The organism is Chelativorans sp. Marseille-P2723 (assembly GCF_902809845.1).
Classification (GTDB): domain Bacteria; phylum Pseudomonadota; class Alphaproteobacteria; order Rhizobiales; family Rhizobiaceae; genus Chelativorans.
The window spans coordinates 304,389-328,014 of sequence record NZ_CADDWI010000009.1 but is presented as its reverse complement, the minus strand read 5'-3'; the positions used below and the strand labels follow the sequence as shown (position 1 = coordinate 328,014).

The window sequence follows — 23,626 nt, the reverse complement described above, 5'->3', positions numbered from 1 at the left end:
GACACAAGCCCGCAATTAGGGACAGCCGTCGCGCTCCAAGCTTGTCGCGCATGAGGCCTTCATTCTTGACCTCATTGAGACGTAGCCGGAGGTCACGCTTGGCCCGATCGGAGAGCGAGCACGCGTGCGGGCAGCGCCGTTGACGGCTGGCTGTTCCTCGACCGGCGCGGCATCACGTTCAAAGAAAGACGGCGCACGCTTCAGAGCAGCAGCGTCCCGATGTCCTGCGCCGCCGCATAGCTTCGTTCGACGGCCCATGCGACCTCGATCCCGATAGACTGATCTTCATCGATGAGACTACGGCATCCACAAAGATGGCATAATCACGTGGGCGCAGCCTGTGCGGCAGCGGTGCCGGGCGGCCGTTCCCTCATGGCCATTGGGAAACCATCACCTTCAGCGCCGGCTTGCGGTTGAACGGCAGGGCCGCGCGGATGCTGCTGAACGGTCAGGCCTTCCTCGCCTATGCGGAGCAGGTTCTCGCACCCGAGCTTTGCCCCGGCGACGTCGTGGATAGCATACCAGCCCGCAAATCAGCGGTGTGCGCGAGGCGATCGAGAAGGTTGGTGCGCGGCTCCTGTTGCCGCGCTATTCACCCGACTTCAATCCGATCGAGATGGCATTCTCAAAGCTCAAGGCGCTCCTGAAGATTTAACCGTCCGCGGAGCACGGACGGTGAGGGGCTTATCTGTCAAATATCGATGACGATCTTGCCTCTGGCGCGTCCCGCTTCAAGTTCGTCGTATGCGTGCGGTGCCTCGGCCAGCGTGAAACGGCGTTCGTCGACAATCGGCTTCAACTTACCAGCCTCAACGTCGTCCCGAATATTGTCAAGTATCTCGCCATGTCTATGCTTATTATAGTTGTGCAACATTGGGATTAACATGAATATGCCATGCAACGTGAGCGCTTTTGCATGGACTGGGCCGAGGTCGAGTTCTGCGCGTGCAGCCGTGGTCGCAATGCGAGCCTCCAATGCAGCCGCTTCGAATGACTTCGTCAGATGGGTTCCTCCCACTGTATCGATGATTGCGGTAAACCCTTTGCCGCCGGTTAGACGCTGGGTGTAGGCGGCTGGTTCTTCCTCTCTGAAAAGAACAACTTCATCAGCGCCCAAGCTGCTAGCTAGCTCGGCATCCTCACTGCTTTCAACAGTGACCGCGATTGATTTTACGATGCCGCGGGCAAGTTGAAGTGCAATATGCCCGACACCGCCAACTCCTCCATGGATGAGCAACCTGTCATCCTCGCGCAACTGTAGACGTTCAAGCAAATTGGTCGCTGTAATAGACACAAGCGGCAGTGCAGCTGCTTCTCGAAAGGAGATATTGCTGGGCCTGATGGCGATTAGTTCTTGATCTGCGGCAATGTACTCTGCCAGCGTTCCGCCGCGCCCCTTCACACCTCCGGCACAACCAAAGACTTCGTCTCCGACCTTGAACTTCGTGACGCCATTACCGACTGCTGCAACACGTCCAGCAAAGTCGCATCCAATCGGTGCCGGGAGCTCAGGGCCGATCGGCAGGCCACCACGGATCTTGTTATCTATCGGGTTCAGAGAGGAGGCCGCAATTTCGACGAGTACCTGCCCCTCCGTCGGCTCGGGCTGAGCGATATCCCGGATCTCAAAGTTGGTGGTCGGGCCGTGTTCTATCAGCACTAGCGCCTTCATTAACTGCTTCCCCTTAAGTGAATTCGAAGAACTTGTTTGTAGTGGTTTGGACGGTCCGTGAAACGAGCGATCTCCAGGTCAGCATGATCATTAGCTCAGTATCACGACGGGCTCGCGAAAATCGTTGCCTTAGCATCCGCGCTCCGCTTGATGAGAAGCCGAGGCATATGTGCGATAAGGCATCTTGCTGATCCACTGCCATCTATACGGCAGCGGTAGCGATGATTTCGACACGAAAACGATCGTCCGCCATGCGAACTTCACCACAGGCGCGCGCCGGCGGGTTTTGAGGATCGATCCAACGATCCCACACTTCATTCATGCCGGCATAGTCATCCATACTCTTCAGCCATATCGTTACCGAAACGAGCTTGGACTTATCAGTACCTGCCTGGGCCAGAAGATCGTCAATTTTCGCAAGGGCCTGCTGTGTCTGTACACGGATATCACCGTTAACATCGTCAGCTACCTGCCCGCCCAGGTGACAAATTCCGTTGGTAACAACTGCCCGACTGCGTCGGGAATTCGAGTCTATGCGCTTCACTTATATTTTCCTACGGTTAGGTTTGATTGCGAGAAACAAAGGTTGGAGGGTCGAAAGCGGTGACCGGGCTTGGTTCACCATCATAAAGTTCCATTTCGACCAAACAGGTTTGGGCACTAGGTCCTTGAGCAAGCTTTGATGTCCCTTGATCCTTCGTGAGTACATTGGGATTGCCGTGCTTCTCGAGTGAGTTCGGGCTGTCGGGATCGAGTGGGTCGTACCACGCTCCCGTCGATAGCTGAATCACGCCTTGTCGAATCTCGTCGGACAGCAACGCAGCAGCGAGGCAACTCCCGCGTTGATTGAATAATCTAACTATATCTCCGTTTTGGATGTTTCTTGCCGCTGCGTCCGAAGGATTTATCCGCGCTACCTCGCGCCCCTCGATCTTGAAGGAGCGTGAGTAGCTGCCACTGTCATATTGACTATGAAGGCGGGTGGCTGGCTGGTTTGAAATCAGGTGTAGCGATGTCGCCGAGCGTGACGCGCTTCCCAACCATTCATAAGGCTCCAACCATGCGGGGTGCCCGGGACAATCATCGTATCCGAACCTCTCGATACGTTCCGAGAAGAGCTCGATCTTGCCGCTAGGCGTTTGCAGCGGATTGCTTTCCGGATCGGTGATAAACCTATCCAGTAGTGGCCGATCATTCTCCGGCTCTGGGAGGAGGACAAAGCCCGCTTTCCAGAAGGATTCGAAATCTGGAAGGTTGATACCAACCCGGCCAGCATTTTGCACGGCGTTAAGGTAGAGATGTCTCAACCAGGCTTCTTCATCGCGGCCTTCAGTGAAGGCGTCGGCGCACCCTAACTTTTCTGCAATCGCGGCGAATACATCATAATCATTGCGCGCCTGCTCATAGGGTTCTGCAACCTTATGTGAGGCGCCGATGAAGCGATCTCGACTTGAAGCCGCAATGTCATTGCGCTCCAAAGCTGTTGTTACTGGGAAAACGATGTCCGCATGCTTGGCCAACGGATTCCACCATGATTCATTGACAATCACGGTTTCGGGGCGCGCCCAAGCCTTCCTGAGCCGGTTCAGGTCCTGGTGATGATGAAATGGGTTCCCGCCTGCCCAATAAATAAGCTTGATGTCCGGGTAGGTAAGCTGCGCTCCGTTAAATTCAAAGGTTTCTCCCGGGTGCAGAAGCATATCCGCAATGCGCGCGACGGGAATATAACTATCGACCTTGTTTGTTCCCTGCGGCAAGGAAGGCCACGGCATTTCTACGATAGCATTCCCGATTCCGTTAACCGAACCGTATCCGAAGCCAAATCCACCGCCCGGCAAGCCGATCTGTCCAAGCATGCAAGCCAGCGCAATTGCACCCCAGTATGGTTGCTCCCCATGATCCGCGCGTTGCAACGACCATGCCATCATGATCATCACGCGGTGAGATGCCATTTCGGTGGCCAGTCCTATGATGGTTTCTGTTGGCACCCCCGTGATGGCGCTCGCCCATTGTGCGGACTTTTCAACGCCATCCGAGGCTCCCGTGAGATACTCAGCAAATTTAGAAAAGCCAACCGTATAGCGCTCTAGAAAAGCCTGGTTGTGAAGATCGCGCGATAATAACGTATGCCCTATGCCGAGGATCAAGGCCAGGTCGGTATTTGGAATCAAGGGGATCCATTCTGGCGCGGGATCACATACTGCATCGTCTCTGATTGGGCTGATGTTTATAAGTCGGGTGCCTTTCGCTGCTGCTTTATCCAATGTTTCTTGCAGGATGTGTCTTGAAATTCCACCAGAGCTAACCTGTGCGTTCTTCCGAGGCAGTCCGCCGAACATCACGATCATTTCTGAGTTCTCGGCAATCGAACGCAATGAGCTGTGCTTTGAGACCAGCCCGTCTTTATTGCCGAGAATATAGGGAACGATGGTGTCAGCCGCAGCGTAGCTGTAATTCTGGACCGACTTTGTATATCCTCCCAGACAATTCAGAAACCGATGGATTTGGCTTTGTGCATGGTGGAAACGTCCGGCGCTAGCCCATCCATAGGAACCACCATAGATTGCAGCATTTCCATAAGTCTCCGCGACGCGCTCCAGTTCCGACGCGGCTAACGTCAACGCTTCATCCCACTCAACCTCGACGAACGGATCGCATCCTCTCTTATTACCTGATGCGTGACCGCCATCGAGAAAGGATTTTCGGATTGCTGGTTTCCTGATCCGGCTTGGATTATCAAGCGCGTCGATCATCGAGTTTGCCAATGGGGATGGATCGGGATCGCCCTCAATCGGCAGAAGTTCCTTGAGCCGATTACCGCTGAACTGAGCTCGATATGAGCCCCAATGAGCGATTACCGTCGGATTTGTCGGTTCGGGCAACATGATGACACGTTTCCTCTAGGTGCAAAAGCCGTGTTTCGGTTGTGAGCTGGGCAAAATGCTAGTCGTCCTGCCGCTCCAGGAGCCGGTTTGCCGGAGCGGGTCGTGTGCTTTCAGCCGCCTGAATGAGGCGCCAAGCAAAGTTCAGATGTTTTGTCTGTAGTTCTGCAAGCAAATCCCCGTCTCGATTGCGTAGCGCTTCAAGTAGGCTGCCATGTTCACTGGCCGCGACTTTCCATTCCGACGCATTCATTACCGCCAGGTATCTGATACGGTAGAGCCTGATATTCAGGTGACCGTGCATCTCGATCAGGACCGGATTGTGCGAAGCCTTAATAATAGCTAGATGGAAGCCTTGATTTGCAGCGAAATACCTGGCTCGATCGCCTCTCTTGAAGGCAAAATCCATCTCCACGCTACACTGCTCAAGTCTAAGAATATCGGCTTCTGTCGCATGTCGCGCAGCCAGGCGCCCAGCTAGCACTTCCAACTCCGAATAAACCGTGAGCATATGCGATAGCTCTTGTGTGTCTGGATCGACGATAGTTGCGCCTCTATTGGGATGCAACTCGACGAGGCGCTCCATAGCGAGAATCTGCAATGCGTCTCGCAAGGGTGTGCGCGAAACGTTCAAAGTCTCGGCGATATGCCGTTCACGGATTCGTTCGCCGGGCTTTAGGATGTCATGGATGATTTGATAACGAATATATTCGGCGACCTGCTGCGGTAGCGATAACACCTCATCTCTCATTCTAGCGTCTCCCTGCCGTCGGAACATTCCTCGCAGCAGGTTTGCTCCTTTCTATCAATCATCAATTTGTATGCAATTAATTTGGCATACAATATTGACCTTTGGCATGCAATAGGCTTTAGTGCACCCAGTTTGCCGGAGAGGGGGGAGCTGATGGGCAGCAATTTTGATGGCGACCTGGCTGTCAGCACGACGCTTTGCCACCTTGGCCGTCCAAGCGGGGAAAAGGTTCCAGTAAATTCGCCCATTTACCGCGCCTCGACGATTTCCTTCGAGACGATGGCGCAGCTTGAGGCTTCAAAGGCTGATAAGTTTAAGCAAGGCGAGCTTTTTTACGGCCGCTTTGGAACGCCCGATGTTTTTGCGTTTGAAAGTGCGATCTCAAAGCTCGAAGGGGTTTATGGAACTATTGCAGTCCCTTCCGGTCTTGCTGCTTGTGTGCTGCCATTGGTGGCGTTTCTCAAGCCCGGGGATCACGTTCTTGTCACTGATTCCGTATACGAGCCTGCCCGCGTAGCACTGGATTCTTTCATCCAGCGAAACGGTATCGAGATCACTTACTATGATCCTCGAATTGGCAGCGATATCCGTGATCTTCTTCGGGCAAATACCAAGATGATCTACTTAGAATCGCCCGGGTCTCTAACCTTTGAAATTCAGGATATTCCGGCCATCGCGCGGGTGGCTAGACAATCCGGTATATTGACCGTCTGTGACAATACATGGGCAACAGCCATATGCATGAAAGCGACAGCACTTGGCGTCGACATCGTTGTCCAGGCTGCAACCAAATATGTGATAGGTCACTCCGACGGCATGCTTGGTTTGGTTTGTGCCGGCCAAGAGCATTACACCGCGCTGCGTGCGGCAGCGAACTGGCTTGGATATCGGGTTAGCTCGGAAGATGTTTTCTTGGCCTCCCGCGGATTACGGACGCTATCGCTCCGTTTGCGTGAGCATGGCCAAAACGGTATCAGAATTGCCAAATGGCTTGAATGCCATCCTAAGGTGAAGAAGGTAATCCACCCGGCGCTGCCATCTCATCCAGACCATGCAATATGGAAACGCGACTTTACAGGCGCTAGCGGCCTTTTCGCTTTCGTGCTGAATTCAGAAGATCGCGCTTCGGCAGCAATCTTTGCAGAGGCACTTAACATATTCGGGCTAGGCTTTTCTTGGGGTGGGTTCGAAAGCCTTGTGCTGCCCGGCGATCCGACCAATTCACGTACGGCTACCCGCTGGAATGAGCGCGGGAGTCTGGTGCGTATTTCTGTTGGTCTTGAAGATCCGATCGATCTCGAGGCGGATCTTAAGCAGGCACTCGACAAGATTCCTGACTGACTGTGTTGCCAAAGGCGCTGTGGCGCGTGAATTCTAACCTGAACTGGAACGATAGATGAGAAAGAAGATCTATTATGGTGTCTCTGTCGGCATTCTGATGGTTGAGAGCGCCTTTCGCCGCTATCTAGGTGATATTGGTAATGCCGAAACCTGGTCGTTCCCGGTCCAGTACAAGGTGGTGAAGGGTGCAGTTCCGTCCAAGATGACAGAGCTCCACAACTCCAGCCTTTTGGAGCCATTCAAGCTGGCAGCGGATGAGCTGATAGCCTCTGGAGTGGACGGCATTACAACCACCTGCGGTTTTCTTTCGATTTATCAACGGGAACTTGCGGACTATTGCAGTGTTCCCGTTGCAACAAGCAGTCTTCTTCAGGTGCCGATGGTCGAGCGAATGCTGCCGACCGGGAAGCGCGTTGGAATTCTCACCTATAATGGCGACGTGCTGAACGGACCCTATCTCGACGCGGTAGGCATCGCTCAAGACACGCCTGTCATGGGGATGGCGCAAGACTCAAATTTTGTACGGTGGATCAAGGAGGGCGACAACTCGGTTAGCTTTGGCACGCTTCGCCAGGAGGTTGTTGCTACGGCCCGCCAGATGGTTGAGCAGAATCCCGACGTTGGGGCATTGGTTTTGGAATGCACCAACCTTGCCCCCTTTAGCGCTGATATTTCCGACGCGTTGGGTCTTCCCGTTTTCGACACGCTGACCATGGTCAACCTGTTCCAGGCTAGCCTGCGTCCCCGACGCTTCATCAACCAGTAAGGGTCTAATCATGGACCCGAAATCCCCCGATTTCGTTGTCGTTGGCGGTGGTACTGTGGGTGCAGCCATCGCCTACGGACTAGCACGTAATGGGTTAAGCGTCATGCTGCTAGACGAAGGAGACATAGCGCATCGCGCTGCGCGGGGGAATTTCGGCAATATCTGGGTTCAGGGCAAAGGGCACAATAACCCAGCCTATGCGGACCTGACCCGCGCGGCAGCGAATAGTTGGGCCTCTTATGCGAATGAGCTGCAGGCGGAAACTGAAATTGATCTCCACTTTCGGCGCCCGGGTGCCTTCTATTTGTGCTTTACGCATGAGGACTTTCAGAAGCGTACCGCAATGATGCGGGCGATCGACCGTGCCGCATCGGTATCAAGCCCTTTCGAAATTCTCGATGGCTCCGAATTGAGGAAGCGCCTTGCCGGGGTGGGACCGAGCATCGTCGGTGCAACGTTTTCGCCAGACGACGGTACGGCAAACCCGCTTCATCTTTTACGCGCGCTTATCCTGGCGTTCCAGAGACGGGGTGGTGCCTATCGCCCGCGTTGCAAGCTCCTGTCCTTTCGGCCTGAAGGCATGGGGTATACGCTGGAAACGACCGACGGTGTAACTGCCGGCTCACGAATTGTACTCGCCGCAGGCCTTGCCAACAAGGAATTGGCAGCGATAGCCGGTATTAACGCGCCAGTAAGGCCCGTCCGGGGCCAGGTTCTTGTTACGGAAAAGCTTGCCCCCTTCCTCGACTACGGAACAAACTTTATCAGACAGACGGTCGAGGGTGGTTGCATCATAGGCGAGTCTTCGGAGGAGGCCGGGTTTGATGATGGAACAACCTTGCCGATTCTTCGTGAGACCGCCCGGCGTGCTGCGCAGGCATTCCCCATCTTAAAGCATGCTCGGGTAGTTCGAAGTTGGGGCGCTTTGCGCATCATGACCCCCGACGGAATTCCGGTCTATGAAGAATCATCCCAACTGCCCGGTGTCTATGCCGTTAGCGTCCATAGTGGCGTAACCCTTGCTCCCTTCCATAGCTCTGCCTTGGTCGAGAAATTGATTCAAGGACGTCTTGGCGGCGACCTGGCGCCATTTTCATCGCGGAGGTTCAATGTTCAGAAAGCTTGAGCCATCTACCAGGGAAGTATCCATCCTTGTCTCCGGGCAGCGCGTAGAAGTTCCGGCGAATGCCAATCTTGCCTGTGCCCTGCTGGCAGCCGGTGTACAGCTCACCCGTGTTTCGCCGGTAAGCGGCGCGCCGCGTCTACCTTATTGCATGATGGGAGTTTGCTTCGATTGCCTAGCAACCATCGATGGCATTCCCAACAGGCAGACCTGCCTTGAAAGCGTTCGCGAAGGCATGATCGTGGAAATACAGGATGGCAAGGCTCAATACATGCACGAAGCTTCATTAGGTGATTACGAATGAAAGACGCGCATGTAAACCTTGCCATCATTGGTGCAGGCCCGGCTGGCATGTCGGCAGCATTACGCGCAAAGCAGTTCGGATTGAGCGTTGCAGTCTTCGATGAGCAACCCACGCCTGGTGGCCAGATTTACCGGGACGTCATGAGGTCGCGTTCCCAAAAACTTCAGCACGTGCTCGGTGCAGATTATGCAGCTGGCAAGAATATTGCTCAACCCTTTCTTGATGCCGGCATTGACTACTATCCAGGAAGCACCGTTTGGCGGGTTGCACCGGGGGAATTGTCGTGGACTTCGAAGAGTGGGTCCGGCGAGCTGCTGGCTGACCGTATTTTGGCTGCAACCGGAGCGATGGAACGACCCTTCCCGATCGGAGGCTGGACGTTACCGGGCGTGATGACAGCGGGTGCGGCGCAAATATTGCTGAAATTGGATGGCGTCGTTGCCGATGACGCAGTTTTCATAGGTTGCGGACCGCTGCTGTACCTGATTGTCAACCAGTACCTAGAAGCAGGCGTCAAGGTTCGCGCCCTACTTGATACCGCACCGGGAACCAACTGGTTCCGCGCAGCTAAACACGTAGCCGGAGCATTATGCTCGCCCTCCTACCTCATGAAAGGTCTCAAGCTCTTAAGTAATATCCAGAGTTCCGGAGTGCCCTATTACTCGGGAGTAGAGTCCGTGAGGATTATGGGCACAACTAAGGTGGCTGGAGTCCACTGGAATGATGGTAGACGTGACTTCTCCCTCGAATGCGAGAATGTCTTCCTCCATCAAGGTATCATTCCCAACATCAACCTGACCATGGCTGCACGCTGCGACCATCACTGGGATGATCTGCAGGCCTGTTTCCGCCCAGTGGTCGACCCTTTCGGGCGCACCTCCTGCGATTGGCTGGTGTGTGCAGGTGACGGCGCTGGGATCGTGGGAGCAAGGTCAGCTGCCTTATCAGGTGAAATAGCTGCCCTGGCGATCATGCATGACCTTGGTTTCCTCAAGGCTGCGGACTTCAGGCGCGAGACCGTGCCCCTGCTCCGGCTCCGCAGGAAAGATCAGCGCATAAGACCATTTCTAGATGCCCGGTACCTTCCACTTGCGCGGTTTCGCTCACCAACAGATCCGCAAGTGACCATCTGCCGGTGCGAGGAAGTGCGCCGTGAGGAAATCTCCCGGGCATTGAGCGAAGGATGCCCGGGACCCAACCAGTTCAAAAGCTTCACCCGTGCAGGAATGGGACCCTGCCAAGGGCGCATGTGCGGGAATACCGTTGTCGAAAGCTTTTGCGCTGACACAGGTAGTTCACCGGACGCAGTTGGCTATTACCGTCTCAGAATGCCTGTGAAGCCTGTGACCATAGCAGAGATTGGCGGACTCTAAAGGAGAACCGAAGTGAGCAGACCGAAACCCGTCGAATATGCAAGCGCGAGCGACGAAGTGCGCGCAATCTTCGATGACATTAAAACTGTGAAGCAAATAGACGATCCGAATAATTTCTGGAAATACCTGGCGAACGATCCGGCGGCTCTTCGCCGCACCTGGGAAAGCATCAAAGAGGTGATGTCACCCGGCGCTCTCGATGTAAAAACCAAGGAGATGATCTATCTCGCCGTCTCGATCACGAACAATTGCGGCTACTGCATAGCGAGCCACACTGCCGCAGCTCAAAAGGCCGGTATGACTCAGGAACAATTTGGCGAACTGCTCAGTGTCATCGGCATGGCAAATCAGACTAACCGGCTCGTAAACGGGTTGCGCGTGCCTATCGATGCAGCTTTCGATCAGTAAAACGGATCGAGCCTGCGTACGAACAATGCTTGATAGTCGCCTGAGGCAACAACACTCCACAACGTCTCGTATCAATTCGAACGTTCTATACCAAAACTAATACCTCGTAAAAATGGGAGCACCACATGAAACGGATTAGTATTTTAGCCTTCTCAACTGCGATCACCGCGGTTCTGGCTGGAGGCGCGTCTGGCGACGAGCTGGAGAAGATTTGCGCACTCGGAGCAGAAGAACCCCAACTCGTTGTATATACGGTGGCGCTTCCCGCGCGAAATGATGAGTTCTTTGCCGCTTTTAAGGCGAAGTATCCGAATATTACGGTTCAGCATCTTCGCATGACGAGTGGGCAGACAGCTACTCGCTACGCCTCAGAGCGCGCTGCAGGTGTTGTCAATGCGGATGTCGTATACATAGCCGATGCAATTTTTATCGAAGAGGGGGAACGCCAAGGCTGGTTTGCTAAGTTCGATAAGCAGGAACTTCCAGCATTGAACAATGTCGACGACAAGTTCTTCCAGAATGGCGTAGGTCTTGCCGGAATTCAACTTGCTGGCATCATGTACAATACGGACATCGTCGGTCAGGATGGAATTCAGTCTTGGGAGGATCTTCTGAAGCCGGAACTGAAGGGGCAAATCGCGCTCGCCAACCCGCGAACAGTTCCGAGCAATATGGCCGTTTACCGTATTCTACACGAGGAGTATGGTGATGAATTTTTCGAGCGACTGCTCGCGCAGGAGCCGGCAATACTTGACAGCGTAACTCCAGGAACCCAGCAAGTCGCTGCTGGCGGATTGGCGATTGCCTTGCCTGGAGCAGAAGCGGGGATGGCATCCCTCAGAGATGAAGGTGCTCCAATCGGCTGGATTGCGCCTGAACCTGCTACTGGATACGAGTATATTGCGGTAATCTCTGAAGGGTCCGATAGCCCGAACGCCGCGCGTTGTCTTTACAATTTTATGTTTACTGATGAAGGCCAGCGCATTTACACCGGTAGCAATGGCATATCAACGACGGGCGCAGATGGCACAATGCCAATGCCTGAGCGCTATGTCTCACCGGACATTGCTAAGATGACCGATGATGAAAGAGACAACATCGCTCGGTTGCTGAACATCCAGTAAGCATCATCATCCTCCCTGTGCCGGAATCGCCCGGCATAGGGATCTAGCTTGGGCTAATGGCATGTCGGATTTGTCACTACGTTCGGTAACCAAGGTCTTCTATCGCAAGGATGGCGAAGAAGTCCATGCTATCGACAACGTATCGTTGGATATCAAACAGGGCGAGTTTATCGTTCTTCTGGGGCCAAGCGGATGCGGGAAAACGACGCTACTACGAAGTGTTGCAGGGCTGGAATATCCAAGTAGTGGATCTATCTCCATCGGTGGAGTTGATGTTTTCAATTCGTCCCGGCGCATAAGTCTACCCCCAGAGACCCGTCGGCTAGGGATGGTATTTCAATCCTACGCCCTTTGGCCCCACCTTAGTGTTGCTGACAATATTGCCTACCCTTTGCAAATGGAAGGACTGCGTCGTGCTGCAGTTACCTCGCGTGTAACGGAGATTCTGGAGGCGATGCAGATTGAGCATCTGTCAAAGCAGTTTCCCAGCCAGATCAGCGGTGGTCAGCAACAACGGGTGGCGCTTGCTCGCGCGCTCGTCAGGGGCGATAGCCTTATTTTGTTTGATGAACCACTTTCGAACGTGGATGCAAAGGTGCGCGAGCATCTGCGAGTAGAACTGCTCGCAATGCAGCGGAAGCTCGGTTTCACTGCCCTTTATGTTACGCATGATCAGCACGAGGCAATGGGTCTGGCAACCAAGATTGCGGTCGTAGCCAATGGTAGGATCGCACAGATAGACACGCCTGAGCGCATCTATCGCCAACCTAAAAGCCTTGAAGTTGCTGAGTTTGTTGGTTCAATTAACAAGATCAGCGGTCGTCTGAGTTCCTCTGGTGATTGTATCCGCATCAAGACAAAACACGGCAGCATACCCGTCTCCCCAGAGGCTGTGGCTGGGCGGAAGGAACAGGAGGTTTTCGCCATATCAAGACCAGAAGACTGGTCTGTATCAACCGAGACGCCAGTAAGTGAGGAGTCGTGGCGAGGTGAAATTGTTGCAAGTGTTTTTCTAGGCGCTCACACCGAGTATATTGTCCGGTTCGGTGAACTTAATATTGTAATTTGGAAACACAAAGGAGAGCTCCTGCCACCTGGGCAAAGCGTTTGGTGCAATGTCAAGCCCGAATCCGTCGCACTTTTTGACCAAGGATGAATGAGCTATGCAGGCACTCTCGCAAACAATGGCTGGCAGAGTACACGGGATCGGGAACAAGAGAGTACGACGAGGCAACTGGTTCGCTGCAATATCTGCAGCACTATGTATCTTTCTTGCAATGCTAATCCTGGTCCCAATCGCCAACATACTGTATGATGTTTTCTGGGCACACGCGCCAGGAGCGTCGCCTTTTGATCAGCTCGGATCAGCAAAAGCTGCATTAACTGTACTAGCGAATACGTCTTTGGTGCTAGGTGTTGCTGCTATCCTGGCCGTATTCTTTGGTTCTCTGTTTGCGTGGCTTAATGAACGCACCGATGTCGAGATGTCATGGGCATCGAAAGTTCTTCCCATTATCCCGCTCCTATTACCGCCAATTGCAGGTTCGATTGGCTGGGTCATGCTTGCAAGTGATCGCGCGGGTCTGCTTAATGTTTGGGGAAAGCGCCTGCTGGAGTTTATGGGCATTCAAACAGACGGCCCGTTGGTAAGCATATTCTCCTGGTCCGGCCTGATTTTCGTCTATTTAATCTATACCCTGCCTCATGTCTATTTGTGTGTCGCCTCAGCGCTCCGAAACCTCGATCCTTCGTTGGAAGAAGCTTCCCGTGTCAATGGCGCAGGCCCGCTCAAGACCTTGGTCAAGGTAACCTTACCAGCAGTTCTGCCTGCCATCATATCGGGCGGCACCATATCGATCATTTATGGGATCGCACTATTTTCCGTACCGGCGATCATCGCTTCGCAAGCTGGAATTGACATCTTAGCAGTGAAGATCGTCAATCTGATGATGGCCGAATTTCCTCCTAAGACGGGTGCGGCGCTTCTGTTTGGCTTAGTTATTGTCGTTGTAATCAGTGTGATGACGTGGATTCAACGTCGTGTCATCAGTTCAGGAAAGTTTGCAACGATCGGCGGCAAGGGTGCACAAGTCACCTTAGTCAAGCTTGGCTGGGTGCGCTGGCCTGCCCGCATGTTGCTTCTCGGCTATATCTTAGTTGCTACGATCTTGCCGTTCGGCACGCTATTCCTGGTGAGTCTCCAGCGTTTTTGGACCGCGAATATTGATTGGAGCCGCCTCAGCTTCCGCCACTATTTAAATGTGTTTGGAAATTCCTTTGCGAGTCAGGGAATCCTGAACAGCTTGACCTTGGCTATCAGTGTCGCGACGGTTGTAATGTTTGTAACAGCTCTCATCGCTTTCCGAATGTATACAAGCCGGAACTGGTTAGTGACTGGCGCAATCGACTTTACCCTGAAATTGCCGGCGACTATCTCCAATCTTGTCATAGGGATGGCCTTTATCGTGATGTTCGCCGGTGCGCCATTTTACCTGCATGGTACGCTGACCATTCTACTTCTGGCCTATGCGGTTCTGTATCTCCCGCAAGCCTCAATCATTGCTTCATCGGCGATAGCGCAGGTTGGACGGCAGCTACAGGAAGCGTCTTCTGTTGCGGGCGCATCCGAAGGCAAGACCTTCTTCAGGATCATGTTCCCACTGATGCTTCCGGGCCTCGTGGCTGGATGGACTATGTTATTTGTGCTTCTAGCGGGCGATCTAACTGCATCAGCGATGCTGTCTGGTACAGGCAACCCAGTGATTGGCTCAGTGATACTAAACCTTTGGACAGAGGGCTCCTTTGCTCCTGTCGCAGCCTTTGCGACGGTGGTTTCCATCATCATGGCGTCGGTTGTCCTCACGGTGATGTGGATCTCTGAACGCCTTACTCAGCGTAGTAGGTGATCGGACTGCAAGTGCGATACGTCGGTAGACGGCGGTAGGCTCCTGGGATGCGTTAGCCGGCGCTAGGACCTTCTGGGGGAACACCGCCACCTGGGTCGTAAGGCCGATTTGAAGCATCTGCTCCGGTGCGGGCGTATTTAATGAAGCTGCTAATGTTCGATAGCTATCGCATTAGGCGTTGCGCGACAATCATCGGCGACTTCACCTGTTGCGTTTTCAAAGGTGACCATCACCGTCGCGACCATGGTTCGCGGAACCGGCCATTAGATCACACGCGGCCTTAGATGATCCACCAAGGCCGTCGGCTTTGCCTGATTAGCCGTGAAGCGGCTGACGCAGGACCTACGCAATGATGTTGGCCCGTCTATTTTCCTGCGGCTCAAGGCCACCGGAGCATGGTGACTTCTCATGCTCATAATTCCACCTGGAGGCCGCGAACGATCAGCTCGGTTGCAGACAGCCCCTAGCGGAGCCATGATGCTTTCGCGTGCTAAATTTCGCGCGCGGAGTGCTGAATAAGCCCGGCTTGTTGTAGGCGAGGTGCATGCTGATCTTCATCCCGCTTGGCGCAAGACGCTCCGCCGGTATGGCTGCCAATTGGGTTGCCGACCGCTGGCCCACTAAATCCGCAGACGACCGGAGGGGATGGGCGCGGAATGCGCGGGCCACTTCAATACGCCAGCTACCATCTGGTCGAAGCGGTTATACGCGCCGTTAGACCATTTTTCAGAATGACCTGACCTTCCATTATCCCGAGAACCGCTACCATTTTCCGTAGAGCTCTGGCCGGTAAGAGTCCTTTAGCGGGTAGCTCCGATGGTCGCCTTCAGTATCTCGGCCGCGGTTAGGGCGGCAATGATTGCCGGTCGCTTGTCCTTCACGTCCGCACCGCCGATCGGCGTAATGAGGCGGCTGAAGCGCTGTTCCTCTCCCCCGTTTTTCAAATACCAGCTCCGGAACGTTGCCTTCTTGGTCTTCGAGCCAATCATGCCGACATAGGCTGCATCGTCACGCGCAAGCGCCTCTGCGACAATAAGGAAATCGAGCGCGTGATCATGCGTGAGGACGACAAAGGCAGAGCCCGCCGGCGCCGAGCGCACTGCCTCCTCCGGCACCGCAGTTAGAACGGTTTTCACCTCCGGCGGCATCTCCTCCACCATCTCGGCGCGCGTTTCCACGATGGTGGTACGCAGCGGCAGAAGGGCAAGTGCAGAGGCAAGCGCGCGGCCCACATGCCCGCAGCCGAAAACGTAGACATTGGGGCGGGAGCCGTCCTCCTCCTGCGCACGCGCCGTCAATATCCTGCGGTCTTCCGGTCCGGCTATGCGGATGTCCAATGCAACGCGGCCGCCGCAGCACTGGCCGATTTCTGGTCCGAGGGGAATATTCATCGCTCCAGTGGCGATATTCTGCTCGATCAGTTCGCGCGCCTTGCCAATCGCCAAATATTCAAGCTGTCCGCCGCCGATAGTGCCAAAGATCCCCTCGCGCGAAACCAGCATCCATGCTCCTTCCTCGCGAGGGGTGGAGCCTTTTGCCTGGCTGATGGTTACGACGGCGGCGTCCGGGGCGCTAGTAAGAAAGGCCTTCAGGTGTTTTGCAAAGGCGCTCATGGCAATCGGTACCCCTCCGTCGGGGCGGCGGCCCCGATCGCAGGCCCAGGTCGAACCTTGGCACGCGCGCAACCAGGCCTATCAGCAGGATAGACGTACATGCCGCGCCGATCTACCGCGCAGTTGCGGCTTTCAGCCGTTCCACCGCCATCAGCACGCGTTCTGGCGTGGCCGGGGCGTCAAGACGCGGGCATATTCTGTGGTTTGCGACGCTCGCCACCGCATCGGAAAGCGCGTGCAACACGGAGATTGCCAACATGAAGGGCGGCTCGCCAACGGCCTTGGACCGATGGACGGAAGCCTCCGTATTCTCCGACCAGTCAGCAATACGTACGTTGAAGATTTTCGGACGGTCTGAAGCAAGCGGAATCTTGTAGGTGGAAGGAGCGTGGGTAGTTAGCCGCCCCTTCTCATTCCACACGAGTTCTTCGGTGGTGAGCCATCCCATCCCCTGGATAAAGCCTCCCTCGATCTGGCCCAGGTCGATGGCAGGGTTGAGCGACTTTCCCGTCTCGTGAAGGATGTCCACCCGTTCCACCATGTATTCGCCGGTGAGCGTGTCGATGGAAACCTCCGTGCAGGCCGCCCCATAAGCGAAATAATAGAATGGGCGTCCGCGTCCTTTCTCCCGGTTCCAATGGATTTTCGGTGTCTTGTAGAAGCCAGCGGCTGAGAGCTGCACGCGAGCCATATAGGCTTGGTAGACGAGATCGGGAAAGGGGATTTCCTGATTTCCTACGCGCACGCGGCCCGGCAGGAACACCACCTGCTCCTTCGGCACGTCATAGTAGTCAGCCGCAAAATCGATGAGCCGGTCCTTGATCTGCCGGGCTGCGTTTTGCGCAGCCATGCCGTTCAAATCCGTGCCGGATGAGGCGGCGGTGGCCGAGGTATTGGGCACCTTGCCGGTGGTGGTGGCAGTGATCTTTACCTGGTCGATATCGATTTGGAATTCTTCCGCGACCACTTGGGCCACCTTCACGTAAAGCCCTTGGCCCATCTCCGTGCCCCCATGATTAAGGTGCACCGAGCCGTCCGTATAGACATGAACAAGCGCGCCTGCCTGGTTGAAATGGGTGGCGGTGAAGGAGATGCCGAACTTCACGGGCGTCAGCGCAATGCCGCGTTTGACGATTTCGCTTCCGGTGTTGAACTCTGCAATGGCAAGGCGGCGGGCCGCGTACTCCGCACTTTCCTCAAGTTCGGCAACCAGACGGTGGATGATGTTGTCCTCCACCCTCTGATGGTATGGCGTAACATTGCGCTCTGTCACCCCGTAAAAGTTCTTCTTGCGGACCTCCAGCGGGTCCTTGCCCAGCGCGAATGCCACTTCCTCGATGACCCGCTCCGCACCCACCATTCCCTGCGGGCCACCGAACCCGCGGAACGCGGTGTTTGAGACGGTATTCGTGTAGATGGGTGCCGAGATGGCGCGCACCGCGGGATAATAATAGGCATTGTCGCAGTGGAAAAGCGCGCGGTCCGTTACAGCGCCGGAGAGGTCTGCGGAAAAGCCGCAGCGCGCTGCATAGGTGTAGTCGACGCCTAGAATGGTGCCTTCCTCATCGAACCCCACCTCGTATTCGATCAGGAAATCATGCCGCTTTCCGGTAGCGGTCATGTCGTCGTCGCGGTCAGGCCGAATCTTCACGGGCCGGCCGGTGCGCTTTGCAGCGACAGCAGCAACCGCAGCAAAGAGATTTGCCTGCGTTTCCTTGCCGCCAAAGCCGCCTCCCATGCGCCGCACTTCGATAGTAACCGCATGAGAAGGCACCCCCAGCGCACGGGCCACCATATGCTGCACCTCGCTCGGGTGCTGCGTGGAGGAATGGATGGTCACGTCCAAATCTTCGCCGGGCAATGCGAGCGCGATCTGGCCTTCTAGGTAGAAATGGTCCTGTCCGCCGACACGTATCCTGCCCTTGATGCGGCGGGGCGCACCGGCGATGGCGGCGGCGGCGTCGTTTCGGGAAAACGTCACCGGCTTGGTCACGAGCCGGGCATTCTTCAGGTCGGCATCCGCTATGTCGATCAGCGCCGGCTGCTCGTCATACTCCACCTTGGCATGCCTACAGGCCCGCCGCGCCGCATCACGCGTTTCGGCGATAACGGCGAAAATTGGCTGGCCGAAAAACTGGACGATCTTGTCGGCAAGGATCGGCTCGTCGTCAAGACCGGTTGGGCTTACATCGTTCTCGCCCGGGATGTCTTTGGCGGTCAGCACGGCGACCACCCCTGGCGCATTCTCTACCGCCGAAAGGTCCATCCTGCGAATGGTACCGTGGACGATGGTGGATAGTCCCAGATAGGCGTGCAGCGTGCCGGCCGGCACCGGCATGTCGTCAATATAGATAGCTTCGCCGGTGACATGCTTGTGCGCCGAATCATGACGTGAGGTGGAGCCTACACCGCCCGTTATCGCCGCCTTGTTAAGTTCGGGCGCTTCGTGCCGTGTCATGCGAGCAATTCCTCGCTGGTCCGGGAGACCTGGATCGGCCCCGGATGTCCTGTCGTTTCAAGGTGGAAGCGACGCAGCAGGTTTTTCGCCACCAACAAACGGTATTTCGCTGAGGCACGCATGTCGGAAATGGGCGAAAAGTCCCTTTCATAAGCCGAGATCGCCTCCTCAATGGCTTCGCGCGTCCACGGCTGCCCCAGAAGTGCCGCTTCGACCGCCAGGGCGCGCTTGGGTGTTGCCGCCATGCCACCATAGGCGATGCGAATATCTGCCACCGTCCCGTCATCGGCAAGCTTTAGCCTGAATGCTCCGAGCACGGCGGTGATATCCTCGTCCCGCCGCTTGGAAATCTTCCACACCGCAAAACGGGTCTCCGCATCAGGCAGCGGCAGATGCACCGCCTCGACGAACTCGCCCGGCCGCCTGTCCTGCTTGCCATAAGCAATAAAGTAGTCCTCCAGCGGAATCGTGCGTCGGTCCTTTCCCTTGCGCAGCGTCAGCGACGCACCGAGCGCAATCAATGGAGGCGGTGTATCGCCGATAGGCGAGCCATTGGCGATGTTGCCGCCGACGGTGCCCATATTGCGGACCTGATCGCCGCCCACGCGGTCAATCAGGCGGGCGAGGGGGGAAAAGTGTTCGGAGAGTACCGGAAAGGCTTCCGTGTAGCTCACTCCCGCGCCAATGGTGAGGGTGCCACCCTGCTTCGAAATCGTGCGAAGGTCTTCCAGCCCGCCGATGAAGACCACCGGCGCGATGGGACGCATGAACTTCGTCACCCATAAGCCGACATCGGTCGAGCCGGCGACGATGGTGGGGTCAAGCTCGGCCTCAAGCACTTCTGCAAGATCGTCGACGCTTGCTGGCACGATGAGGCGGTCGCTCCCTGTGCCAATCTCCACTCGTGCTCCGTCCCTCATGGCCAGGAGTTCCGCAGTCACCGTCTCGCGCTCCGCCAGCAGCAGGTCGTCCTCAACATTGCCATAGCTGGAGAAAGAACGAGCGGCTTTGACGATGGCCTCATACCCGGTGCAGCGGCACAGATTGCCTTGGAGGGCTTTTTCGATCGCAGGATCAGAGGGGAACGGCTCCCGCATCCACAGAGCGTAGAGCGACATGACAAAGCCGGGAGTGCAGAAGCCGCATTGCGAGCCGTGGAAATCCACCAGCGCCTGCTGTACCGGATGCAGGTTTCCGTTCGAACGCTTCAGGTGCTCTACCGTAACGACATGGCAGCCATCGAGGGAGCCCAGGAAGCGGATGCATGCATCCACGCCCTCGTAGACCAGCTTTCCGCGGGAAAGACGCCCGACAAGTACCGTGCAAGCTCCGCAATCGCCTTCGGCGCAGCCTTCCTTGGTACCCGTGAGCCCCTGTTCGAGGCGGAGGAAGTCAAGCAAAGTCCTTTCCGGCGGTACGTCCTTGAGGATGACCTTTCGGCTATTCAGGAGAAAGCGGATCTCGTGGCGAGTCATGGCTCAATAGCCCCTTCGCTTTCGTTTCAGCCGGCTCGCCGTGCGCAAAGCTCTCTTCGCTTCCATCAGCTTCCCCTGTAGGTGGAATAGCCGTAGGCGGAAACAAGCAAGGGGACGTGGTAATGCGCCCGCTCAGCCATCCCAAAGCGGATCGGCACCTTGTCCAGAAAGGCCGGGGATGGGAGCGTCAGCTGCTGAGCAGCCAGATAATCTCCCACGTGAAAGACCAGTTCATACTCCCCCGGCGCAAAAGCATCACCCTCTAGGAGCGGCGCATCGCAACGCCCGTCATGATTGGTTCGAACGGTTTTCAAATGTCTGCGCGTCTCGCCTGTCAGGCGATAAAGCGCGACCTCCAAACCGGCTGCTGGCCGTCCCGCTGCCGTATCCAGCACATGGGTCGTCAGCCGTCCCTGGCCTTCCATTCCATGCCACCTCCAATTCGAATGCCCGCTTGATTGTGCGGCAAATCCAATAGCTGCATAAGAGGGTAGCAAAAAAAAGAAGAAGAAAAGACTTTCAAAATTTTCACATTAATGGGCGGGCAATAGGTTCGGCTATCTTTGAAAATAATATGAAACCCATGGGGAAGATCGTGAGCCGTTACTTTCGAGACATGAGGGGCTATGGCCCCAGCCCGCCGGATCCGAAATGGCCGGATGGTGCCTATGTCGCGGTGCAATTCGTCGTGAACTATGAGGAGGGGGGCGAGAACTGCATCCTGCACGGAGATGCAGCCTCGGAGGCTTTTCTCTCGGAGATTGTTGGAGCAACGCCATGGCCGGGCATGCGCCACTGGAACATGGAATCGATCTATGAATATGGCGCGCGCGCCGGCTTCTGGCGGCTGCACCGTATGTTCACGCAGGCTTCGGTTCCGGTAACTGTCTACGGGGTCGCAAGCGCGCTGGCCCGCTCGCCCGAACAGGTGACCGCCATGCGAGAGGCAGGCTGGGAGATCGCCAGTCACGGCCTGAAGTGGATCGACTACCGGGCTCATCCGGAAGAGGAGGAAAAACGCGACCTTGAGAACGCGGTGCGCTTGCATACGGAAGTTGTGGGCGAAGCACCGCGCGGACTTTATCTCGGTCGCACCTCGGCAAATTCGGTCCGGCTGGCGGTTGAGTATGGCGGGTTCGACTGGATTTCTGATACCTATGACGACGATCTGCCCTACTGGCTCGATCGAGATGGCCACGGCAATCCTACACGGCCACAACTCATCATCCCCTATACGCTTGACGCCAATGACATGCGTTTCGCCACCCCGCAGGGATTCAATTCGGGCGACCAATTTTACGCTTATTTGAAGGATGCTTTCGATACGCTTTATGAGGAGGGGCGGGGCGGGCGCCCTTCGATGATGAGTGTCGGGTTGCATTGCCGGCTGATTGGCCGACCAGGCCGTGCTGCCTCGCTCCGGCGATTCATCGACTATGTGAAGGGCCATGAGAAGGTGTGGCTGCCGCGCCGCATCGACATTGCAGAGCACTGGATGAAGCACCATCCCTATAAGCCGCCGGCCATAAGGCCAAGCCGTATGGGAGAGGCGGAGTTCGTGGAGCGCTTCAAGGGCATTTTCGAGCACTCGCCATGGATTGCCGAACGTGCCTTCAAGCTTGAACTTGGGCCTGCGCATGACAGCGCTGCCGGCCTTCACAACGCACTCGCCCGCATTTTCCGCTCAGCGAGCGATGAAGAACGGCTGGGCGTGCTGAAGGCACACCCCGATCTGGCCGGAAAGCTTGCCGCGGCAAAGCGGCTTACGCCGGAGTCGACACGCGAGCAGGCCGCGGCAGGGCTTGACGCGCTTACCGATGAAGAGCGCGCCCGATTCACTGATCTGAACGAGCGCTATACGGCGAAATTCGGGTTTCCCTTTATCATCGCCGCGATGGATCATACCAAGGAAGGCATCCTGCGCGCGTTTCAGACCCGCATTGAGAACAGCCGCGAGGAGGAGTTCGCCACCGCATGCCGCCAGGTGGAAAGGATCGCCTACCTCAGGCTCAAGGACATTCTGCCGTCATGACGACCAATATTCCCACCTATTACTCCCCCAGGGGCGGTCATCCTCCCCAGACTGAGCTTCTGACCGGACGCGCAGTCTTCACCGAGGCCTATGCAGTCATTCCCAGCGGCGTGATGCGGGACATCGTAACGAGTAATCTTCCCTTCTGGAATGGAACTCGCGCGTGGATAATCGCCCGGCCGCTTACTGGTTTTGCCGAGACCTTTTCGCAATACATAATGGAGGTCCAGCCAGGCGGCGGCAGCGACAAGCCTGAGCCGGACAGCAGCGCTGAAGGCGTTTTGTTCGTTACGGAAGGCGAGCTTACGGTAAAGTTGGACGGGAAGGGGCATCGCATGGGGCCGGGCGGCTATGCCTTTCTACCGCCGGCAAGCGGTTGGAGCGCGGTGAATGAGGGTGCGGTGCCGGCGCGCTTCCACTGGATCCGGAAAGCATACGAGAAGGTGGAGGGCGTGCCGGTTCCGGAGGCGCTTTTCATTAATGAGCGGGATGTCGCGCCCACATCCATGCCGGGTACTGCCGGCCGCTGGGCAACCACCCGTTTCGTCGATCCGGACGACATCGGCCATGACATGCATGTGAACATTGTCACTTTCGAGCCCGGGGCCGTCATTCCGTTCACCGAGACCCACGTCATGGAGCACGGTCTTTACGTGCTGGAAGGTAAGGCCGTTTACCGGCTGAACCGCGACTGGGTGGAGGTGGAAGCGGGCGACTTCATGTGGCTGCGAGCCTTCTGCCCACAGGCTTGCTATGCGGGCGGGCCCGGCCGTTTCCGCTACCTCCTCTACAAGGATGTGAATCGACATGCTTCGCTCCGGCCGGCTTGGCAGCTAAGCCGATGAGAAGGATCGTTGCTGTTCCGCTCACTCGTGAAGCCTTCGCCCCGTTCGGCGACGTGATTGAAGCTGATGGCGCTGCGAGCTTTCCGATCAATAACGGGATGACTGAACGGTTTCATGATCTTGCGCGTGTGGAGGCGGTAGGGGAGGATGCGCGTGTCCTCATCAGCATCGCACGCGGACAGCCCTACGCCCTGCCGCTCACATTGAAGATGGTGGAGCGCCATCCCCTCGGCAGTCAGGCCTTCATCCCGCTATCGCCGCAGCCCTTTCTAGTCGTTGTCTGTCCGGACGAGGGCGGCCGGCCGGGCAGGCCTCTGGCCTTTCTTACCAAGCCGGGGCAGGGCGTGAACTATGCCCGCAATACATGGCACGGTGTGCTCACACCGGTTGATCAGGAGCAGGACTTCCTGATCGTTGACCGCGGAGGAGAAGGCATCAACCTGGAAGAGTTCTTTTTCGAAGAGCCCTTCAGGATCGACGTGCTGGGACATTCATCCTAGCTGAGCATAGCACATCCGCGATCTACATCGGACAAGGCCATAGCGCGTGCCGC

At 56.2% G+C, this 23,626-nt stretch carries 20 protein-coding genes; 12 read left to right on the top strand and 8 right to left on the bottom strand.

From position 1 onward, the window contains the following. Window positions 1–691 precede the first annotated feature (691 nt). The 4 genes from HUS57_RS08880 to HUS57_RS08865 all read right to left on the bottom strand — a co-directional run bounded on the left by HUS57_RS08880 (window position 692) and on the right by HUS57_RS08865 (window position 5,305). Window positions 692–1,672, bottom strand: a complete 981-nt coding sequence (locus HUS57_RS08880) for a zinc-binding dehydrogenase (RefSeq protein WP_173932842.1) — start codon at window positions 1,670–1,672, stop codon at window positions 692–694. A gap of 202 nt (window positions 1,673–1,874) precedes the next feature. Next, entirely contained in the window at window positions 1,875–2,216 is a 342-nt protein-coding gene (locus tag HUS57_RS08875; RefSeq protein ID WP_173932840.1) for a RidA family protein, read from the bottom strand. A gap of 16 nt (window positions 2,217–2,232) precedes the next feature. Continuing rightward, entirely contained in the window at window positions 2,233–4,557 is a 2,325-nt protein-coding gene (locus tag HUS57_RS08870) for a molybdopterin guanine dinucleotide-containing S/N-oxide reductase (RefSeq protein ID WP_173932839.1), read from the bottom strand. Between the two features lie 58 nt (window positions 4,558–4,615). Further along, complete coding sequence (locus tag HUS57_RS08865) at window positions 4,616–5,305, bottom strand: GntR family transcriptional regulator (RefSeq protein WP_173932837.1); 690 nt, start codon at window positions 5,303–5,305, stop codon at window positions 4,616–4,618. 153 nt (window positions 5,306–5,458) lie between these two features. Between HUS57_RS08865 and metC the strand changes: the two genes are divergently transcribed. The 9 genes from metC (at window position 5,459) to HUS57_RS08820 (ending at window position 14,650) form a co-directional block, all read left to right on the top strand. Next, window positions 5,459–6,646, top strand: a complete 1,188-nt coding sequence (gene metC, locus HUS57_RS08860; RefSeq protein ID WP_173932835.1) for a cystathionine beta-lyase — start codon at window positions 5,459–5,461, stop codon at window positions 6,644–6,646. Between the two features lie 55 nt (window positions 6,647–6,701). Next, window positions 6,702–7,412, top strand: coding sequence for an aspartate/glutamate racemase family protein (locus HUS57_RS08855; RefSeq protein ID WP_173932832.1), 711 nt, complete (start codon window positions 6,702–6,704; stop codon window positions 7,410–7,412). A 10-nt stretch (window positions 7,413–7,422) separates the two neighbouring features. Further along, window positions 7,423–8,538, top strand: a complete 1,116-nt coding sequence (locus HUS57_RS08850) for an FAD-dependent oxidoreductase (protein WP_173932830.1) — start codon at window positions 7,423–7,425, stop codon at window positions 8,536–8,538. Next, window positions 8,522–8,839 carry a (2Fe-2S)-binding protein gene (locus HUS57_RS08845; protein ID WP_173932828.1) on the top strand — a complete coding sequence of 106 codons (318 nt, stop codon included), beginning with the start codon at window positions 8,522–8,524 and terminating at the stop codon, window positions 8,837–8,839. The genes HUS57_RS08850 and HUS57_RS08845 overlap by 17 nt, the downstream gene beginning before the upstream one ends. Further along, window positions 8,836–10,212, top strand: a complete 1,377-nt coding sequence (locus HUS57_RS08840; protein WP_173932826.1) for an FAD/NAD(P)-binding oxidoreductase — start codon at window positions 8,836–8,838, stop codon at window positions 10,210–10,212. The genes HUS57_RS08845 and HUS57_RS08840 overlap by 4 nt, the downstream gene beginning before the upstream one ends. A 12-nt stretch (window positions 10,213–10,224) precedes the next feature. Continuing rightward, entirely contained in the window at window positions 10,225–10,620 is a 396-nt protein-coding gene (locus tag HUS57_RS08835; RefSeq protein WP_173932825.1) for a carboxymuconolactone decarboxylase family protein, read from the top strand. Between the two features lie 125 nt (window positions 10,621–10,745). Next, the gene (locus HUS57_RS08830) at window positions 10,746–11,744 is read left to right on the top strand and encodes an extracellular solute-binding protein (protein ID WP_173932823.1); all 999 of its coding nucleotides are present in this window, start codon (window positions 10,746–10,748) and stop codon (window positions 11,742–11,744) included. 61 nt (window positions 11,745–11,805) lie between these two features. Beyond that, complete coding sequence (locus tag HUS57_RS08825) at window positions 11,806–12,900, top strand: ABC transporter ATP-binding protein (RefSeq protein WP_173932821.1); 1,095 nt, start codon at window positions 11,806–11,808, stop codon at window positions 12,898–12,900. A 7-nt stretch (window positions 12,901–12,907) separates the two neighbouring features. After that, window positions 12,908–14,650 (top strand): ABC transporter permease subunit, encoded by a 1,743-nt coding sequence (locus HUS57_RS08820; protein WP_173932819.1) that lies wholly within the window; start codon window positions 12,908–12,910, stop codon window positions 14,648–14,650. Between the two features lie 800 nt (window positions 14,651–15,450). On the opposite strand, the gene xdhC is transcribed toward HUS57_RS08820, so the two are convergent. The 4 genes from xdhC to uraH all read right to left on the bottom strand — a co-directional run bounded on the left by xdhC (window position 15,451) and on the right by uraH (window position 20,621). Then, window positions 15,451–16,263 carry a xanthine dehydrogenase accessory protein XdhC gene (xdhC, locus tag HUS57_RS08815; RefSeq protein ID WP_173932817.1) on the bottom strand — a complete coding sequence of 271 codons (813 nt, stop codon included), beginning with the start codon at window positions 16,261–16,263 and terminating at the stop codon, window positions 15,451–15,453. Window positions 16,264–16,375: 112 nt separating this feature from the next. Then, window positions 16,376–18,721, bottom strand: coding sequence for a xanthine dehydrogenase molybdopterin binding subunit (gene xdhB, locus HUS57_RS08810; protein ID WP_173932815.1), 2,346 nt, complete (start codon window positions 18,719–18,721; stop codon window positions 16,376–16,378). Further along, complete coding sequence (xdhA, locus tag HUS57_RS08805) at window positions 18,718–20,196, bottom strand: xanthine dehydrogenase small subunit (protein ID WP_173932813.1); 1,479 nt, start codon at window positions 20,194–20,196, stop codon at window positions 18,718–18,720. Before xdhA ends, xdhB begins: the two co-directional genes overlap by 4 nt. A 65-nt stretch (window positions 20,197–20,261) precedes the next feature. Continuing rightward, window positions 20,262–20,621, bottom strand: a complete 360-nt coding sequence (uraH, locus tag HUS57_RS08800) for a hydroxyisourate hydrolase (RefSeq protein WP_173932811.1) — start codon at window positions 20,619–20,621, stop codon at window positions 20,262–20,264. A gap of 170 nt (window positions 20,622–20,791) precedes the next feature. On the opposite strand from uraH, the gene puuE reads away from it, so the two are divergent. The 3 genes from puuE to HUS57_RS08785 are packed head-to-tail and all read left to right on the top strand — an operon-like array spanning window position 20,792 to window position 23,573. Then, complete coding sequence (gene puuE, locus HUS57_RS08795; RefSeq protein WP_246727808.1) at window positions 20,792–22,228, top strand: allantoinase PuuE; 1,437 nt, start codon at window positions 20,792–20,794, stop codon at window positions 22,226–22,228. After that, window positions 22,225–23,073 (top strand): bifunctional allantoicase/(S)-ureidoglycine aminohydrolase, encoded by an 849-nt coding sequence (locus HUS57_RS08790; protein ID WP_173932809.1) that lies wholly within the window; start codon window positions 22,225–22,227, stop codon window positions 23,071–23,073. Before puuE ends, HUS57_RS08790 begins: the two co-directional genes overlap by 4 nt. Beyond that, window positions 23,070–23,573 carry an ureidoglycolate lyase gene (locus tag HUS57_RS08785; RefSeq protein WP_173932807.1) on the top strand — a complete coding sequence of 168 codons (504 nt, stop codon included), beginning with the start codon at window positions 23,070–23,072 and terminating at the stop codon, window positions 23,571–23,573. Before HUS57_RS08790 ends, HUS57_RS08785 begins: the two co-directional genes overlap by 4 nt. The last annotated feature ends 53 nt before the right edge of the window (window positions 23,574–23,626 follow it).